Here is a 16,780-nt window from a genome sequence, read left to right on the forward strand (position 1 = left end):
ATATGCAGACAGGGAGTGCAGTCGGAGTATATTACCGACTGCACTCCCTGATTTATTACTGCATATTTTTTTCATTGTTACGGATCTGATAGCGGAGATAATCCAGTTTGCTTATCTGCTTCTCACGGAAATGGATATCATCAAGCAGAGTCTGCCGTTTTTGCTCAAGCATTTTAAGACGGCTGCTGTCGCTGCCGTTCTGTTCCAGAAGAAGTTTCATATAGGTCTCTATCTCAGAGACTTCAAATCCGATATCGTGTAAGGTCATGATCAGCCCAAGACGTTCCAGGTCGGTGTCGTCATACTGCCATGCACCCATTACTTTCCTGACCGCTCCGCACAGTCCCCAGCGCTCATACTCATGAAGAATTTCAAGAGGTATGTTATAACGCTCACTTGCCTCATTAATTGTCATATGCTCTCTCCTTTCAGAATGTAACAATCCAGCCAGATCCTTTGGTCAGTTTCATTGTAGACTCTAAATGAAAACGTGTCTAATACCTATATTGGATTCATATCAATGCCTGAAATGAATGTTCGTCGATTCAACATGAGTATTAGACATTAAACAGAAAAATCGGTATGCTTATATTGTGAAAAGCAGGAAGGAGGGATTTTTCTGAAACCTAAGATGAAATGTTTGTTCTTTTTATTTTCCATCATCTCCTGAACCGGAACTGGTATAGCAATCTGTTCAGAGGAAAATATACACCGCTGCGTATTTTGCAGACAGCAGCAGACGTGCTGCTTCTGGCGGCAATGATCGGGCTGATGGTAAGCGGGATCATCCTGTCCAGAGTGGTATTCGATTTTCTTCCCATATCCGGCGGCATGGGATTTGCGCGGACGCTCCACATGCTTGCCTTGTACTGGGGATTCCTGCTCATGAGTCTGCATCTGGGGCTTCACTGGGGCATGATCATGGGCATGTTCCGGAAAGCGGCCGGCATCGAGCATCCTTCACGGATCAGGACATGGATACTGCGCGTTCTGGCAGTCGGACTTTGTGCATACGGGATATATGCCTTTGCTAAAAATGGTATCGCTTCCTATATGTTTTTACAGACACATTTTGTTTTCTTTGATATGGATCAGCCTCTGCCGCTCTTCTTTGCAGAATATATCGGCATGATGGGGCTGGGGGCAGTTCTTGCTCATTATATAGGAAAACTGCTCCGGAGATCCGGATCAAAGCAGATTAAGAAAGATTGATAAATGGAGGTTTTTGGTATGAAACAGATTCAGAATCAGACATTTGATGAGGAAAGAGCTCTTTATGGAAGTAAGGGTATTCTGGTGAAAGACTGTACTTTTGACGGGCCGGCGGACGGTGAGAGCGCATTTAAAGAAAGCTCAGATATTGAAGTGGAAAAGTGCTTTTTCAATCTTCGGTATCCGTTCTGGCATGATCAAGGTCTGTCAGTCAGCAGCTCGGAAATGACAGAGCTTTGCCGTGCCGCTCTCTGGTATTCGGATCACATCAGCATTTCCGACAGCCGGCTTCATGGGATCAAGGCTCTTCGCGAATGCATCGATGTAAAAATGAATGGATGCGATATCATTTCCCCTGAATTTGGATGGTCTGTCCACAATATTGAGATGAATGACTGCGATGTTCAGAGTGAATATTTTATGATGCGTTCCTCAGAGCTGAATTTCCATGACGTACGTATGCAGGGAAAATATTCATTTCAGTATATTGAGAACGCTGTATTTGAGTCATGCACATTTGACACGAAGGATGCTTTCTGGCACGCGAAAAATATTGTGGTGAGGAACAGCGTTGTGAAAGGCGAATATCTGGCGTGGTACAGCGAAAATATTACTTTTGAGAACTGCCGTATTATCGGTACACAGCCGCTGTGTTACTGCAAGGGCCTAAAACTTATTAACTGCGAAATGATCGACGCAGATCTTGCCTTTGAGCGGTCAGATGTGGAAGCTGTGATCACAACACCGATGATAAGCATTAAAAATCCACTGTCAGGGCACATCAGTGTTCCGGCTGTAAATGAGATCATCCGGGATATCGAAGGGGCGGACGGAGTAGTAGAGATACAGGATTAGTCTTCGTTTCGCCCCGCCAATCCAGCTCCGTCCAGTCCGTGCAGGATCAGGCGGGTCGCAAGCGGGATCATCTCTTCGATCGGGATTCTCTGGCCGTCCACTTCCCACTGGCGGTAGATGACGCCGAGACACACAGAGAAATATGTAATGATCAGATTGCTCTCAAAGCGGTTGTACTGAGGAAAGCAGTCGTATTTCGCAAAGAAATGCTCACGGATCAGATCAGAGGGGCTGTTTGAATCTGTCACATTTCCTTTGGCGGAAAGAATCTTCTTATCGACCGGATCAAGCGCTGCCATGAACTGAAAGCTGTGCTGTATGATCTTCTCCACATCGTCCGGGAAAACCGTCTCTGAGATCATCCGCAGTGTGGGTTCCATAAGTTTGAACTGAAGCTCGGTGAGCAGATGATCCAGAGAGGGATAGTGCAGATAGAAGGTCTTCCGGTTGATCTGGGCTCTCTCTGTAAGTTCTTTGATCGTGATCCTGGAATATTCAGTCTCTGCTATCATCTCACGGAATGTCTTTTGTATCAGATTTTCATTTTTAATAAAACGCAGATCCTGTTTCGGTGTGGAACTCATCTCCGTTTTCAGCTCCTTCGCATGGTTTTGTGCAATAAATTAATACACATATTTGTAAAAATGAGTATTAAGCCACAAGATAGAACATATGCCCATTGTGGTAAATAGATATTTTTATTATTATAATACCAGGATAAAAAACAATCAAGAAAGTAGCAGTTCAGCCCTCGCCACTCGCAAAGCCGCAATGATGTGCTTATTACGGCTGCGCCGCGTCTTTACTTATATACTGGCGTCAGATGGCTGAACTGTTGCGTGATTGATATAGAAAATGGAGGTGCGAATATGAAATTTCGCTACATAACAATTGAAAGAGAATACGGAAGCGGGGGAACAAAGATCGCACGAAGACTTTCAGAAGTCAGCGGTGTGCCGTGTTACGGGAGGGAGATCCTTGAAGCGGTTGCAAAGAAGCAGGGAATCCCGGTAGAGCGAATCAACCAATACGAAGAAAAAGCAACAGGAAGTCTGATTTACTCTATGTTTGTCATGAGCCGTGTCCAGACAGGTGACCCGAATATGCTGACAAAAGAAGGAAAGGTATTTCTCGATGAGCAGCTTGAGATCCGGAGACTTGCCATGGAAGGACCGGCAATCTTTCTTGGACATTGTGCCAGTGACGCCCTGAGAGACCAGAAAGGCGTCATAAAAGTATTTATCCATTCCGAGAACGAGGAAGAGGTAAAGAACAGGATAGCGAAAGATTACGGAATCGCTCCGGGAGATGTGGAGTCGACCCGCAGGTTCTATAATAAAAAGAGAGCAGGGTATTTCCGGGCCAATACAGGAAATGAATGGAAGGATCTGAAGAATTATGATGTGGTCCTTGACTCGGCTAAGCTGGGAATCGAGGGATGTGTGAACATACTTAAAGGTATTTTCGAATAATAAGAAGATGTACATAAAGCTCCGCAGGATCAGAGTGATACACTGTCATTTTTAAGACAGGCAGCCTGATCCTGCGGATTTTTGTTTTACTGTGCAGTTCTAGTAGGTTACGCCCATTCGAAGTGATCTGCCCCTGCACCCAATTCGAAATGATATTTCGCGATGCCGAGATCGATCTTTGTGTAAAAACCGAATCCGGCTTTTGCAGAGACTTTATTTCCATCAAGTGTGAACAGGAATTTCTGCTGATTCATGGCAGTCGGAGCGAGCAGCGCAGCTTCTGCACCGGCTCTGAACCAGTCGGGAAGCGGTCTGTCTGCTTTGGCTATTGCCTCTACAGGTTTTGACTTGTGAGGAACGCCGTTAGTCTTGCCGTATCCGAGGGAGATAACGATGCACAGCTTCTCCCCGCTGTTTACGGTGAACGCCGTCTTCACTTTGCTGTAAGTCATTGCTACCCAGCAGGTGTTTAAGCCTAGCTGCTGTGCTTTCAGGACAAGCCTCTCGCCATAGTATCCGCATTTTTCATCCAGATCAGGTCCTTTTTTACCAATCATGGCGATATAGTTTCTGACGCCGCTGAATTTTCCATAGTGTGCCATGAAACTGTCAAAGGCTTTCGGTTCATCTTTTACGAGCTGTATGTACAGCCCGCTTTCTTTGTTGCATGCTTCAATCTCGTTCTCCAGTTCGGCGATAACGCTCTCTTCGAGTGGTCTGTCCTCATACTGGCGAACACTGTGTCTTTCTTTCATTGCTTCTTTTAAATCCATCATGTCTATTCTCTCCATTCTTTATGTTTTCAGTAAGATGCTGCGGCTCATTTTGCTGTTCCTGTCATTCTGTAGTATTACGGGCAGGCAGGTTTTCCATGATTTTTTTTGCATGAGTCAGCATATGCAGCAGACGCTCCATGACATCCGAGTCCGCATCAAAATAGTAATAATTCTTTGTACCTTCTTTGCGGACCTGCAGCAGACCGGCGTCTTTGAGTATCTGGATATGGTGGGATACGGCCGGTCGAGAGAGGTGTGTCTTCTCCGTGACGGCTCCTACGCGGACGCCGCCGCACTGTCCCATCTTCATCATTTCCAGAATGAGGTGCTGACGGTTCTCGTCTCCGAGCGCCAGCAGGATCTTCCGGCAGCTCTCAAACTCTGCCGCGAGTTCGGCAAGCTCTTTCTCATGATCTGTCATAATTACACTCCTTTGGTTTATCAGATTAAACCATTGTACCATAGAGATGAGATTTTGCAACATTGGTAAAGAAAATCGAGTTGATTACAGGCTGCAGTTTAGAAACAGCGCACTGGAAAATGCGTTGACAACTAATCCTCTTTTTTGGAAATCCTTTTTCACATAGAGAATATTTCTTTTTTCTTGAAATAACGACTCCCGGATGGATAAGCACGCGCCCTTATCTGCTGGCGCTCTGTGCAGTTGCTGCAATTTTCCTCGCGCTGTTAAGAGTCAGCCTTAAAATCCTGAAAGGTTTCAAGGTATTTGACGATATTCTGCAGCGGCAGTGTGATCCGAAACAGTATCTTGCGGTCATAAGTTATGGGGTATCTTATGGAAAAGAGCTTCGGCTTAAAGGTTATCAAAAATCTGTATTCCTGTTGATGCAGCAGAGATATGCATTAGCATTGATGGGAAATGCACAATTAGAAGAAAGCAGACGATACCTGAATGAAGAGTGGAGCGGAAAGAAGAAAGAACGTCTTTATAAACAGACTGTACTCAATCTGGATCTGGTGGAAGCATACCAGCAGCAGGATGCAGACCGGTATAATGAACTATATGACCGGGCTGACCGGTCGATCAAAAGGAATAAGCTTTTTGGCGCGGAGAAGTTGTTTCTTGAACATCAGTATAAACAGGCCATAGATTTTCTGGAGGGATACAGAGTCCGGACAGCTTATGACAAAGTGATCAGGTCATATCTTCTCGGACAGTGAATAACCATTATGGGACAGAGCAATTGGCAGGAAAGCTCCGGTCATTTTCCATGAAAGAGGGAGAAAAAAACGTCGGTGCCATATTTGAATCTTTACAGATTTACAGAGGAGAAGATTGCTATGCCGCAGACGGACAGCATGTATCTGTATGTTGTGGCGGAGGCAAGACGGCTGATGCTTGACGAGAACCGGAATGCGACCGAGGCAGCCTTTGAGATCAGATATGAGAGTGCGTCATAGTTCACGCGGGATTATCGGAAGATGTTCGGAGCGTCACCGAAAGAAGATGTGGAGAATCTCAAGCAGCAGCTTCGGAAGTGAACAATTAAAGAAATGTGCAAATTTTTCAGAGAAACTCGGGGTCTGTTTTTTGTCCCAACTCTTCTGACAGGGCGCCCAGATTTTCCAACAGGCTGATAACAGCACTGGATTTACCCTGACTTATATACTCATTTCTTTCGCCTCCGCTCTGTGTATTTCCGGATCTTATCTGTATATAATGCTTTAAATATATGGCATCACCGGTAGCGCCGGAGTACCAGCAAAAATTTGAGGATAGTGGAAATCAGATAAGGTATGAGGTAATATATAGGGAAAGGCTGCAGTTTTCGTTGCAGTGGGCTGCAGATACAAAAAACAGTTCCGGAAAACAGAGGACAGAAAGAAGGAATGGGACATGTGGCTTTTCTATGCTATAGGCTCTGCGTTTTTTGCCGGGGTGACTTCGATCCTGGCAAAATGCGGGATAAGGAAGACAGATTCTACCGTGGCGACGGCAGTGCGCACGGTGGTAGTCCTTATCTTTTCATGGATCATGGTGCTCATATCAGACTCCTTTGACCAGATCACTTCCATCAGCGGATATACGTTTGTATTCCTGATTCTGTCGGGCGCTGCCACGGGGGCGTCGTGGCTGTGTTACTTCAAGGCGCTGCAGACAGGGGATATCAACAAAGTGGTACCAATCGATAAGTCCAGTACCGTCCTTACGATCATACTGGCGCTCATCTTCCTTCGTGAGGGCATTTCCCTCCCGAAGGCTGTGGCAGTTGTCGCTATCGCGGCGGGCATCCTGCTGATGATCGAGAGAAAAGATGTGGAGGAGACGAAGCAGACAGGAAAAGGCGGATGGCTGCTCTATGCAGTCGGTTCGGCTTTCTTCGCCAGTCTGACGGCGATCCTCGGTAAGATCGGCATCTCCGGCGTGGAGTCCAATCTGGGAACCGCCATCCGTACATGTGTGGTGCTCGTCATGGCGTGGGGAATGGTATTTGTCACCGGAAAGCAGCGGGAAGTCAGGAAGATCGGCAGAAAGGAGATGGGATTTATCTGCCTTTCCGGTGTTGCTACAGGGGCGTCATGGCTGTGCTATTACCGTGCGCTGCAGGAAGGTCCCGCAAGCATCGTAGCGCCTGTTGATAAACTGAGCGTATTGGTAACAGTCGTCTTCTCGTATTTTGTGTTCGGAGAAAAACTGGGGAAGAAAGAGGCGGCAGGGCTTGCGCTGCTCACTGCCGGTACGGTGGCGATGGCGTTATTGTGAACAGTCTTTAAGAATGCGCTGCATCAGGTGACGAAAGAGTAATGGACAGACTATTGATAAGAAGGACAGACAAGACGTGCCGGGGACTTAACAGTCTCCGGCATAGTATGATACAACTGCAAAATAATCTGTCGGATAGTCAAATTCCAGAGTAAGGGGCAGGCACTTCCCATTCTCGAGATACTCTGCCTGCAGCTTACGCTGAATACCGGTGCAGCCATTGATATCCGTCCGCTTCCCATCGGGAGATACGACCATTATCCTGCCGACGCATTGATTTACTACTTTCAGAAAACTCTTCATATTCAGTATTTTTACTTTTATCATAGCGAAACCTCCTTAGCTGTAAATCAGTCTTTTTGTACTTCCTGTTACAATAATTATAGAAGTTCCGCATTCTGTGAAATATCCCTTTCCTGTCAGCTTTTATCATTATCCTGCCATTTGCGGCGGTACTCCAGAGGCGTATATCCTGTGTGTTCCCGAAATGTCTTTCCGAAATAGCTGCTGCTCCCCAGACCACAGGCATGGCCTATGGCTGTTACGGATTCGCGGGTTTCTGCAAGCATCCGGCAGGCCATCTGCAGCCGGATGCTTGTCAGGTATTCCGTCGGAGTCATGTGAAGGCAGTTCTGAAAGACTCTGTAACATTCCCGCTCACTGAGAAAGGCGGCCGCTGCCAGATCCCGGACGGAGATTTTTTCAGCAAAATGATCATGTATATAGATCATCATTGTCTTGATCTTATCATCGGACTTTTTGTCCGGAGCTGTTTCCTCATGTATTAATTCAGATGAAGAGAGCTCAAGCAGCTTGAGCCATATCTGCGAGAGAGCATTCCTCAGCCTGACTTCATAGCCGAATTCATTCTCGTCCAGTCGGAAAGCCTGCCGGATCATAGTGAGGATCTCTGCCTGTTCTGGAACATCGGGCGTGAGACGGATCAGCTCGAGCTGTGAGGCTGCGGCAAGGGGAGTGACGTACTTCTTTTCGATCAGATTCCCGTATGCACCTGAGATCAGGACAGGGTCAAAAATATGGAGATACTGGATATTTTCCTCCGTGCGGGAGAGCATTTGCGTCATATGCAGCACATTGGAATTGACCATCCCTCCGGTGCCGGCAGGGAATAGTTCTGTGCCGCCCGGCGTGTGATACCTGATTTCCCCGCTTTCCATGTAAAAGAGCTCGACTGCCTTGTGCCAGTGCCACGGCACGAAAAACTCTCTGTAGTGATCCAGTTCGGCGCGCGAAGCAATATATGGAAATTCCGGTGTGAATCCCGGCAGATTTTCTTCGCTGCTGCCGGAATGTAATTGGATACTGTGGACGATCTGCATCTTTTTCCCTCCTGCTTTCTCCTGTCGGTATTTTAACATAATTCTGCCGGATAAGATAATTTTAGCAATTCAGAAATAAAAGTCAAACATTCCGGAAGCACAAAATGAAACATTAAATGAAATTGTCTGCCCCTATTTAAATTACAGCGGATTTCAGGCGGCAGGATTCTGATAATTTGTGACAGGAAAAAGATATCAGATATGCGGTATGCGTGTTAAAATAAAAACTGAAAACAGATAATAGGAGAGCCTGACAGTTTTCTGTCAGGTTTTTCCGGTTGAAAAGAGTCTGTCTTTCTGAAGTAAGTTTGAAATTATAGGAAGGGGATATATGATGAAACTGGATCGGAAAAGAGCGGAACTCGAACTGGAGCGGGCGGGAAAGCTGAATCCCGGGAAATGGACAGATCACTCCCGTTATACGGCGCAGGCGTGTGAGAATATAGCGGCGCGCTGCGACGGTATGTCTCCTGATACGGCATACTGTTACGGCCTGCTGCATGACATCGGGCGGTATGCCGGGGTGACTTCAGAGAAGCATCTGATCGACGGCTACCGGTTCTGTATGGAGCGTGGATGGGAGAAAGCGGCACAGATCTGTATCTCACATGCATTTATGATACAGGATATCAGCACATCGATCGGAACTTTTGATGTGACGGAAGAAGATTATAAGTTTATGGAGCATTTTGTCAAAAATGCGGTTTATGATGACTATGACAGGTTAGTGCAGTTATGTGATTCCCTTGCGCTCCCATCCGGTTTCTGCCTTCTGGAGAAGCGCTTTGTGGACGTGGCACTCCGGTACGGCACACCGCCGGTCATGGCAGAGCGCTGGCGCCGGACACTTGAGATCAGGGATATGTTTGAGGAAAAGATAAACGGTTCCATTTATGAACTGCTTCCGGGTGTGGAAGAAAATACATTCAGATGAGCAGTCCGGTAGGTTTCGGTTTGTTTGACGGAAAGGAGTAGTATATGAATACAGACATCAAAATTGCAGCGGTAGATATCGACGGTACTTTTGTGCGTTCTGACTATACATATGATGTGCCGCGCTTTAAGAAGATACTGGCGCGGATGAAAGAGGCGGGATGCAGTTTTGTCGTGGCGAGCGGCAATCAGTATTATCAGCTCAGGGATCTTTTCCCGGGATGTGATGATGAATTGTCCTTTGTGGCGGAAAACGGCGCGTTTGTCAAAGATCGTACCGAGATCATCTTTGCCGCTGACATACCGAAAGAGACAGTCCGCTTTGTCGCTGATCTGTGCGAGGAATATCCGGAGATACAAAATGTGATGTGCGGTCTGCGGAGCGCTTACTGCGAGCGAGGAGCAGTGAGCCGGGAGTTTTTTGAGCTTACAAAGATATACTGCCACCGGCTGGACTGGGCAGATGATTTCAGGGAAGTAGATGACCGGATACTCAAATTCGCAGTCACAGTACCGGATGAAAAAACATACTATTATTACGATATGTTCCGTGAGCGGCTTGAAGGAAGACTGGAGCCGACAACAAGCGGGCACGGGGCGATCGACCTGATCCTGCCGGGATGCCATAAAGCGTCAGGGCTGAAAAGACTGGCAAAGCGCCGCGGAATATCGCCGGAACAGTGCGCAGCGTTCGGTGACGGCGGCAATGATATCGAGATGCTGAAATACTGCGGACACAGCTATGCCATGGCGAACGCTCCGGAGGAGGTAAAACAGGCCGCGAGAAGTGTGTGCCCGTCAAATGAAGAGGACGGTGTGCTTGTGACACTTGAGGAATTGTTCCCGTAAATTTTAGCTCCTTCAAGGCACTTGAACGACGCGTGCAGAGACGTACGCGGAGTGAAAGTAACGTAGAAGGTGCTAAAATAAGCCCTTCAGCGACCGTGTTGCCCCTTGTACACTGACGCTATTCATTTTTTATATAACATAATATTTTAGCTGTTAAAGGTCTGAATAGGAAATATAATATATAACCCAGAACTCCACCGAATACATTTGTTATCAGATCAGTTATATCCGATGACCTGAAATCACTTACTAATGGCTGCAATATCTCAATGCCTAAACTTAGTAAAAATGTATACAGCATTATTTTTATTAAGCTTGTCTTGCTTTTAATAAGTGGCAATAAGAATCCGAAAGGAATTGTCATTATAACGTTTAAAACTATCTGTCTGATAAAATCACCCCTGCCGTATGAAACATCAATGAAAGGAACTAAATTCATCGGAACATAAGAGTGATTAAATACGAATGGCAGAGAGGTAATTACAGGCATTAAAGTAAAATATAATACAAAAGATAAATATATATACATCAGAGTATTTATAAATAATATGTCTTTTCCTTCTGCTTTCCACTTCCTATAGAATATAAAGAGATAAATAATAGCTAAAACAATAAAATCTACTGTATTTTTCATATTGCCTCCATTTATGAATCGTTTTCGTAAAGTATATCTGTAATATGCAGAAACCACAATTAATTATTTCTTAAGTTTGAAATTTAACATTGAAAAGATATTTGTGGAGGTGCTGGTATGTCGATACAACCGCGGGTCAGGCAGAAGCCGCACTTTGTATTGACAACAAACGTGGACCATCAGTTCTGGAAAGCAGGATTTGCAGACGAGGACATCTTCGCCACTCAGGGAGATTACGGAGAGATCCAGTGTGCGAGAGGATGTCACGAAAAAGTATATGATGCTGAGGAAATGTTTCTGGAGATGAATAGAGCGCGGAAGGACTGTGAGATCCCGTCTGATATGGTCCCGCGCTGTCCGGTCTGCGGCGGCAATATGGCGATGCATTTACGGTGCGACCAGTATTTTGTGGAGGATGAACACTGGAACGAAGCGGCAGGAAGATATGCCGCATTTCTGAAAGAACATCAGAAAGATAAGGTCGTACTTCTGGAACTGGGCGTTGGGTTCAATACGCCGACGATTATTCGGTTCCCGTTCGAGAAGATGGTAAGAGAGAACGACAGATGGACACTTGTCCGGCTGAATCTCAGGGAAGCAGTAGTGCCGGAGAGCTTTCACAAAAGAGCGGTTGGGATCAATGAAGATATATGCAGGTGCATGGAAGATATCAGGAAAGAGGCGGAAAAAGATGTGGTTCGGTAAATATAAAGACGAAAAAGATAAAGAGAAACAGAACAGCGCGGGCGGAGAGCAGGAAGAGAGGCTTGACTATCTGCTACGTGAATTTAAGGAAGATTCCGTGCAGTACAGAGACCTGGAAACAGGAGAGGACTATCGGGAGAAGCGAAGACTCCTGCGCTCCCTTATGAATATCCGTATGCCGGGAAAAATGAATGAAGAAGTCCTGCGGGTGCAGGATGATTTCCTGACCGAGGAGGCAAAAGAAAAAGGAATCGTAGAACTTAGTGATATCCCGACAGTGGGAGAGCAGTACGGCAGCAGCCATCCGTATGCAGATAAACTGTCCGTCTGGCAGGGAGATATCACCAGACTCCATGTCGGAGCTATTGTCAATGCGGCGAACTCGCAGATGCTCGGATGCTTCGTGCCATGTCACGGATGCATCGACAATGCCATCCACAGCGCGGCGGGGATTGAACTGCGTGAGGCGTGCAGCCTTTATATGCACCGGCGGCGCATACAGTACGGTTCCCGCTATGAGGAGCCGACAGGTCAGGCTGTCCTGACAGAAGGATACAATCTGCCTGCGGAGTACGTGATCCACACAGTGGGTCCTATTGTTGGACGGGGGCTGAATCAGGGCCTGAGGGACGATCTGAGGAACTGCTATCAGAATGTACTGAAGTGTTGCGTGGAGCATAAGATACGATCTGTTGCGTTTTGCTGTATCAGCACCGGCGAATTTCATTTCCCGAATGATGAGGCGGCGAAGATTGCTGTGGAGACTGTGACGGAGTTTTTAAACGAGCATAGTGCGGATTTTGACCGGGTGATCTTCAACGTATTTAAAGAAGTGGATAAACTCCTGTATGAGGAAGAACTTACCTGTAATAATTGACATTACAATGGACAGCAGGTAAAATAAATCTCAAAAGGAGATGAGAGCATCATGCAGATTTCAAGCAGATTTACAATCGCTATCCATATGCTGACCTGTATGGAGACGTTTAAAGAAGATTATAAGATAACGAGCGACTTTCTCGCTTCCAGTATTAATGTAAATCCCGTCATTATCAGACGAATCCTGTCACAGCTAAAAGAGGCAGGCATTATCGAGGTGAAGAGAGGAACGGGCGGAGCGGCCATTACAAAACCATTGAATGAAATCACGTTTCTCGACATTTATCGTGCGGTAGAATGCATAGAGGAGAATACGCTGTTCCATTTCCACGAGAATCCGAATCCGAACTGTCCGGTAGGGAAGAATATCCATAATATTCTCGATGACAAGCTGTACCGGGTTCAGTCGGCGATGGAGAGGGAACTGAAAGCCATCACTCTGGCAGATGTGATGGCAGACCTTGGAAAATATATCTGAGACAGCAAATGAAGATGCGGGAGTTTTTCCTGCATCTTCATTCGTTATCCGCATCTGTGCACAGCCGTTTTTTATATTCTGTTCCCCATTTCTCCATCGCATCCAGTATAGGTTTCATAGATTCCCCCAGAGGAGTCAGGGAGTATTCCACTCTGGGCGGCACTTCCGGATAGGCAGTGCGCGCGACGATACCATCGGACTCCAGTGCGCGCAGGCTGTCTGCCAGAACTTTCTGGCTGATGCCTTCCAGATCTTTGCGCAGTTCGTTGAAGCGCCACGGACGTGCAAGGAGATTGCGCAGGATCAGCAGTTTCCATTTGCTGCCGATCAGTTGTACAGTCGTCGCCACCGGACATGCCGGCATCTCTTCTTTTGTGAGCATTTGATCACCTCGTTTTCATATAATCAATTGAGAAATGTGCGAAATGCGAGCTGCTCGCATGGTGCAGGGGATGTCCCGCCGTGGCAAGCGGAAAAGACGGCGATTTCTATGCAGCAGATCCACAGTGTTGGAAGGAGGTCGAATAAGATGACAGAACGGAATAATGTGACAGTCATGGAGGCGATCATGCACCGCCGTGCGATCCGGCGGTACGATCCAAGGCAGATCGAGGAGTCGGATCTTCAGCAGATCCTTGAGGCAGGCATGTACGCTCCCAGTGCAGGCGGGCGGCAGGGCGTGATCTTTGCAGTATGTCAGGACAGGAAAGTCAATGAAAAGCTCGGAAAGATCAAGCGGGCCAATTCCAAATGGAACATGGCGTCGGGAAATAACTATATATCAAAAGAGCAGCCGAGTGTCGCTGATGATCCGAAACTGACCAATGCATTTTATGATGCTCCCACTGTCATTACTATGTTCGCGCCGAAGAATTTCCTCTTCTCTGCGGAAGACTGTGCGACAGCGGCGGAGAATATGATGCTTGCGGCGGACGCTCTGGGCGTGGGATCCTGCTATATCGGACAGGGATGGACAGCGTTCGCAGATCCGTATGGTCAGGAAATCCTGAAGAAATGGAACATCCGCCCGGACTCTTATGCGGTCATGCAGCTCCTGCTCGGTTATCCGAGAGAAGGAGACAGACATCCCGCGCCGAAGCCGCGCAAAGAGGGACGCATACTCCGGGTGTGATCTGGAGATGCAATGCGGATAAAGAATGATAAAGGAGGAACCACAGATGGACGCAAGGACCTGTCTTCAGAAATTACAGTATGTCGGTGTGCTGGCATTCGCCACCGTGGACAAAGAAGGAGCGCCGCAGGTGCGCAACATCAGTGCTGTTCACTACGAGCCTGATGCTATATATTTTTTTACAGCCAGAGGAAAAGATTTCTGCCGGGAGCTGCTATCCGACGGACGGGTGCAGATCCTCGGATATACAAGGTATAAGGAGATGATACGCCTGTCCGCAAAGGCGGAACCGGCTCCGGATGAGGAACAGGAGAAGTGGATCAGAACGATATTTGAGGATCAGCCTTACCTTTCAAATGTATATCCGGGAGATACAAGAGAGATTGGCATTGTATTTGTGATAAGAAATGCGCAGATTGAATATTTCAATCTGGGAGTGAACCCGATCTTTCGGGAAAGTTATACGGTGGGGAAGGGACAGATTGCTGAAAAAGGATATGAGATCACGGAGAAATGTATCGGCTGCGGAACCTGTATGAAGCACTGCCCGGTATCCGCGGTAAAGAAGAGGGGAGACAAATGATGTCTGTACAGCGATTATTTCGGAGAAATGGGGAGACTTACAACGAGAAGATAAAGAGGCTGGGGAATGTTCTTGCGGAGGCAGATACAATTGTGATCGGTGCGGGGGCAGGGCTTTCCACATCGGCGGGTTTTGTGTACGACGGAGAACGCTTTGAGAAATATTTTTCAGATTTCAAAACAAAATATGGATTCCGCGATATGTATTCGGGAGGGTTCTGGCCCTACGATACATTGGAAGAACACTGGGCGTACTGGAGCCGGTATATCTGGATCAACCGGTATATGGATGCCCCGGAGCCGGTGTATGACGAACTGCTTGATCTTGTAAAGGATAAAGATTATTTTGTTTTGACGACAAATGTAGATCACTGTTTTCAGAAAGCGGGATTTGACAGGGAAAGACTTTTCTATACGCAGGGAGATTACGGTCTGTTCCAGTGTTCGGAACCGTGCTGCCAGAAGACGTGGGACAATAAAGAGGTGATCCGTCAGATGGTTGAGCGGCAGAAAGATATGTGTGTTCCGTCCGAACTGGTGCCGCACTGTCCGGACTGCGGGAAACCCATGTCCATGAACCTGTGGGCGGATGATACATTTGTGCAGGATGCGACATATGTATGCATTAATTACAGGGATGCGGCGGTGCCGCAGGAGATTGCTGAGCGGTCGATCTGTATAGATGGGGATATTGGGGAGATACTGATAGAATTATAAGAGAGCAGATTCCATTTAAATTCTAAAACAGAAAAATGTTAAAAGTTGCAAAAATCTTTTCTAAAACCGCGTCGATATATTGAGCTGGCATTTGTTTTGTGATAAAATAGAACAGAAAAATGCTGAGAGTTGCAAAAATCTTTTGCAAGGAGGTCGCTGAATGGAGATCCGCAGAAATTTCTATCTGGACAAATTGATAAAAAGAAAGAACAATGGTCTTATTAAGGTTATCACTGGTATTCGCAGGTGTGGTAAGTCCTATCTGCTCAATAACCTTTTCTATCATCATTTACTAGAGAGCGGCGTGGACGTTGACCATATCATACGTTTTGCCTTTGACTCAGCGGATGATCTGTACTTGATCGGCGAAAGCCTTATTGGGATTGAAAAAGAAAAGCGTGGGGCAGACCCGGAAAAATTCATGGCTTATGTCCGAACCAAAGTCGTTGACGATGGAATGTATTATTTGCTGCTTGATGAAATTCAGATGTTGGATTGTTTTGAAGCTGTATTGAATAGTTATCTGCGTAAGGATAACATGGATGTATTTGTGACAGGAAGTAATGCAAAGCTCCTGTCCAAAGACATTGCTACTGAGTTTGCCGGCCGTGGCGATGAAGTTCATATGTATCCTTTAAGTTTTGCGGAGTTTATGTCTGTATATGAAGGCGATAAGTATACGGGACTGTCTGAATATATGCTCTATGGCGGCATTCCCTCAGTTGTCTTGCGTGATGGGGCAAATGATAAAGCTGTGGCATTACAGAATCTGTTCAGTGAAATATATATCCAGGATATATGCAGGCGGAACCGTGTCAAGAATATCGGCGAATTGGAGGATCTGCTGAACACTCTTTCTTCTGCGATTGGTTCTCTGACTAATCCGGAGAAGCTTAAAAACACTTTTAGAACTGTGAAGAAATCTAAAATAACTTCCAATACCATTAAAAAGTATTTGGATTATTTTGAAGATTCATTCCTGATCGAGTCCGCACAGCGCTATGACATCAAGGGAAAGTCATATATTGAAACCCCAAAAAAATATTACTTTTCTGACCTTGGACTTCGGAATGCAAGAATTAACTTTCGTCAGTTTGAACAGACTCATTCTATGGAAAATGTGATTTACAATGAGCTTCGTATGCGTGGTTACAGCGTGGACGTAGGAGTTGTACCTATCGCTGAAAAAGATCGGACCGGGAAAGTAACACGTAAGCAGTTGGAAGTTGATTTTGTGTGTAATCTTGGTTCTTCCAGATACTATATTCAATCTGTCTATACCCTGCCTGATGAAGCAAAGCGCACTCAGGAGGTCAGACCATTCAGAAAGATAGATGATTCTTTCAAGAAAATCATCATTACCAGGGACATGGTGCCGATGCAGTATGATGAATATGGTATCCTGACCGTAAACATCTATGATTTTCTGCTTGACCCGAAATGTCTTGAAAAATAAAGAAGTAAGTCAAAATGCCGAAAAAAATTGCCAGA

Annotated in this window: 23 protein-coding genes; 15 read left to right on the forward strand and 8 right to left on the reverse strand. The window is 46.3% G+C overall.

Translation table 11 applies throughout. The features are described from left to right. Positions 1-55: 55 nt before the first annotated feature. Positions 56-415 (reverse strand): MerR family transcriptional regulator, encoded by a 360-nt coding sequence (locus tag FNY66_RS01105; protein WP_087150168.1) that lies wholly within the window; start codon positions 413-415, stop codon positions 56-58. A 221-nt stretch (positions 416-636) separates the two neighbouring features. Between FNY66_RS01105 and FNY66_RS01110 the strand changes: the two genes are divergently transcribed. Both FNY66_RS01110 and FNY66_RS01115 read left to right on the forward strand, forming a co-directional pair. Continuing rightward, positions 637-1,212 (forward strand): DUF4405 domain-containing protein, encoded by a 576-nt coding sequence (locus tag FNY66_RS01110; protein WP_150310037.1) that lies wholly within the window; start codon positions 637-639, stop codon positions 1,210-1,212. 18 nt (positions 1,213-1,230) lie between these two features. Further along, positions 1,231-2,067: a DUF3737 family protein gene (locus tag FNY66_RS01115; RefSeq protein ID WP_150310038.1), complete on the forward strand. Its 837-nt coding sequence runs from the start codon at positions 1,231-1,233 to the stop codon at positions 2,065-2,067. Here FNY66_RS01115 and FNY66_RS01120 read toward each other — a convergent pair. Continuing rightward, entirely contained in the window at positions 2,064-2,651 is a 588-nt protein-coding gene (locus FNY66_RS01120) for a TetR/AcrR family transcriptional regulator (RefSeq protein ID WP_087150171.1), read from the reverse strand. The genes FNY66_RS01115 and FNY66_RS01120 overlap by 4 nt on opposite strands. A gap of 285 nt (positions 2,652-2,936) precedes the next feature. Here FNY66_RS01120 and FNY66_RS01125 point away from each other — a divergent pair, with 285 nt between their 5' ends. Then, complete coding sequence (locus FNY66_RS01125) at positions 2,937-3,539, forward strand: cytidylate kinase-like family protein (protein WP_087150172.1); 603 nt, start codon at positions 2,937-2,939, stop codon at positions 3,537-3,539. 107 nt (positions 3,540-3,646) lie between these two features. Here FNY66_RS01125 and FNY66_RS01130 read toward each other — a convergent pair whose 3' ends face one another. Together FNY66_RS01130 and FNY66_RS01135 are read right to left on the reverse strand one after the other, a co-directional pair. Next, on the reverse strand, positions 3,647-4,315 hold the full coding sequence (locus FNY66_RS01130; protein WP_330581250.1) for a nitroreductase family protein: 669 nt from the start codon (positions 4,313-4,315) through the stop codon (positions 3,647-3,649). A 61-nt stretch (positions 4,316-4,376) separates the two neighbouring features. Further along, on the reverse strand, positions 4,377-4,736 hold the full coding sequence (locus FNY66_RS01135) for an ArsR/SmtB family transcription factor (RefSeq protein WP_087150173.1): 360 nt from the start codon (positions 4,734-4,736) through the stop codon (positions 4,377-4,379). Between the two features lie 449 nt (positions 4,737-5,185). On the opposite strand from FNY66_RS01135, the gene FNY66_RS01140 reads away from it, so the two are divergent. The 3 genes from FNY66_RS01140 to FNY66_RS01145 all read left to right on the forward strand — a co-directional run bounded on the left by FNY66_RS01140 (position 5,186) and on the right by FNY66_RS01145 (position 7,040). Beyond that, on the forward strand, positions 5,186-5,497 hold the full coding sequence (locus FNY66_RS01140; protein WP_150310039.1) for a hypothetical protein: 312 nt from the start codon (positions 5,186-5,188) through the stop codon (positions 5,495-5,497). A gap of 75 nt (positions 5,498-5,572) precedes the next feature. Next, on the forward strand, positions 5,573-5,737 hold the full coding sequence (locus tag FNY66_RS15395) for a hypothetical protein (RefSeq protein ID WP_190324739.1): 165 nt from the start codon (positions 5,573-5,575) through the stop codon (positions 5,735-5,737). A gap of 436 nt (positions 5,738-6,173) precedes the next feature. After that, positions 6,174-7,040: an EamA family transporter gene (locus FNY66_RS01145; RefSeq protein ID WP_150310040.1), complete on the forward strand. Its 867-nt coding sequence runs from the start codon at positions 6,174-6,176 to the stop codon at positions 7,038-7,040. An 87-nt stretch (positions 7,041-7,127) separates the two neighbouring features. Here FNY66_RS01145 and FNY66_RS01150 read toward each other — a convergent pair whose 3' ends face one another. After that, complete coding sequence (locus tag FNY66_RS01150) at positions 7,128-7,367, reverse strand: hypothetical protein (RefSeq protein ID WP_087150175.1); 240 nt, start codon at positions 7,365-7,367, stop codon at positions 7,128-7,130. A 92-nt stretch (positions 7,368-7,459) separates the two neighbouring features. Next, positions 7,460-8,380, reverse strand: a complete 921-nt coding sequence (locus FNY66_RS01155; protein WP_150310041.1) for an AraC family transcriptional regulator — start codon at positions 8,378-8,380, stop codon at positions 7,460-7,462. A 334-nt stretch (positions 8,381-8,714) separates the two neighbouring features. Here FNY66_RS01155 and FNY66_RS01160 point away from each other — a divergent pair, with 334 nt between their 5' ends. Together FNY66_RS01160 and FNY66_RS01165 are read left to right on the forward strand one after the other, a co-directional pair. Continuing rightward, on the forward strand, positions 8,715-9,314 hold the full coding sequence (locus FNY66_RS01160) for an HD domain-containing protein (protein ID WP_087150273.1): 600 nt from the start codon (positions 8,715-8,717) through the stop codon (positions 9,312-9,314). A gap of 44 nt (positions 9,315-9,358) precedes the next feature. After that, complete coding sequence (locus tag FNY66_RS01165) at positions 9,359-10,162, forward strand: Cof-type HAD-IIB family hydrolase (protein ID WP_150310042.1); 804 nt, start codon at positions 9,359-9,361, stop codon at positions 10,160-10,162. A 118-nt stretch (positions 10,163-10,280) separates the two neighbouring features. On the opposite strand, the gene FNY66_RS01170 is transcribed toward FNY66_RS01165, so the two are convergent. After that, a complete protein-coding gene (locus tag FNY66_RS01170; RefSeq protein WP_087150177.1) occupies positions 10,281-10,796 on the reverse strand; it encodes a VanZ family protein in 516 nt (171 codons plus the stop codon). Positions 10,797-10,913: 117 nt separating this feature from the next. Here FNY66_RS01170 and FNY66_RS01175 point away from each other — a divergent pair, with 117 nt between their 5' ends. From FNY66_RS01175 to FNY66_RS01185, 3 genes are read left to right on the forward strand one after another with little or no spacing between them, the layout of a single operon-like run. Then, on the forward strand, positions 10,914-11,501 hold the full coding sequence (locus FNY66_RS01175) for an SIR2 family NAD-dependent protein deacylase (RefSeq protein ID WP_190324740.1): 588 nt from the start codon (positions 10,914-10,916) through the stop codon (positions 11,499-11,501). Continuing rightward, positions 11,488-12,378: a protein-ADP-ribose hydrolase gene (locus tag FNY66_RS01180; protein WP_150310043.1), complete on the forward strand. Its 891-nt coding sequence runs from the start codon at positions 11,488-11,490 to the stop codon at positions 12,376-12,378. The genes FNY66_RS01175 and FNY66_RS01180 overlap by 14 nt, the downstream gene beginning before the upstream one ends. A gap of 51 nt (positions 12,379-12,429) precedes the next feature. After that, positions 12,430-12,858, forward strand: a complete 429-nt coding sequence (locus FNY66_RS01185; protein ID WP_150310044.1) for an Rrf2 family transcriptional regulator — start codon at positions 12,430-12,432, stop codon at positions 12,856-12,858. Positions 12,859-12,895: 37 nt separating this feature from the next. Here the strand turns inward: FNY66_RS01185 and FNY66_RS01190 are convergent, their stop codons facing one another. After that, positions 12,896-13,240, reverse strand: coding sequence for a winged helix-turn-helix transcriptional regulator (locus FNY66_RS01190; protein ID WP_150310045.1), 345 nt, complete (start codon positions 13,238-13,240; stop codon positions 12,896-12,898). A gap of 147 nt (positions 13,241-13,387) precedes the next feature. Here FNY66_RS01190 and FNY66_RS01200 point away from each other — a divergent pair, with 147 nt between their 5' ends. The 4 genes from FNY66_RS01200 (at position 13,388) to FNY66_RS01215 (ending at position 16,745) form a co-directional block, all read left to right on the forward strand. Continuing rightward, positions 13,388-13,990 carry a nitroreductase family protein gene (locus FNY66_RS01200; protein WP_190324741.1) on the forward strand — a complete coding sequence of 201 codons (603 nt, stop codon included), beginning with the start codon at positions 13,388-13,390 and terminating at the stop codon, positions 13,988-13,990. A 46-nt stretch (positions 13,991-14,036) separates the two neighbouring features. Further along, positions 14,037-14,573, forward strand: a complete 537-nt coding sequence (locus tag FNY66_RS01205) for a pyridoxamine 5'-phosphate oxidase family protein (protein ID WP_150310047.1) — start codon at positions 14,037-14,039, stop codon at positions 14,571-14,573. After that, positions 14,573-15,289, forward strand: coding sequence for an SIR2 family NAD-dependent protein deacylase (locus FNY66_RS01210; RefSeq protein WP_190324751.1), 717 nt, complete (start codon positions 14,573-14,575; stop codon positions 15,287-15,289). Before FNY66_RS01205 ends, FNY66_RS01210 begins: the two co-directional genes overlap by 1 nt. A gap of 160 nt (positions 15,290-15,449) precedes the next feature. Next, the gene (locus FNY66_RS01215) at positions 15,450-16,745 is read left to right on the forward strand and encodes an ATP-binding protein (protein ID WP_150310049.1); all 1,296 of its coding nucleotides are present in this window, start codon (positions 15,450-15,452) and stop codon (positions 16,743-16,745) included. Positions 16,746-16,780 lie beyond the last annotated feature (35 nt).

This window comes from Mediterraneibacter catenae, assembly GCF_008691045.1.
Taxonomy (GTDB): Bacteria; Bacillota; Clostridia; order Lachnospirales; family Lachnospiraceae; genus Mediterraneibacter; species Mediterraneibacter ornithocaccae.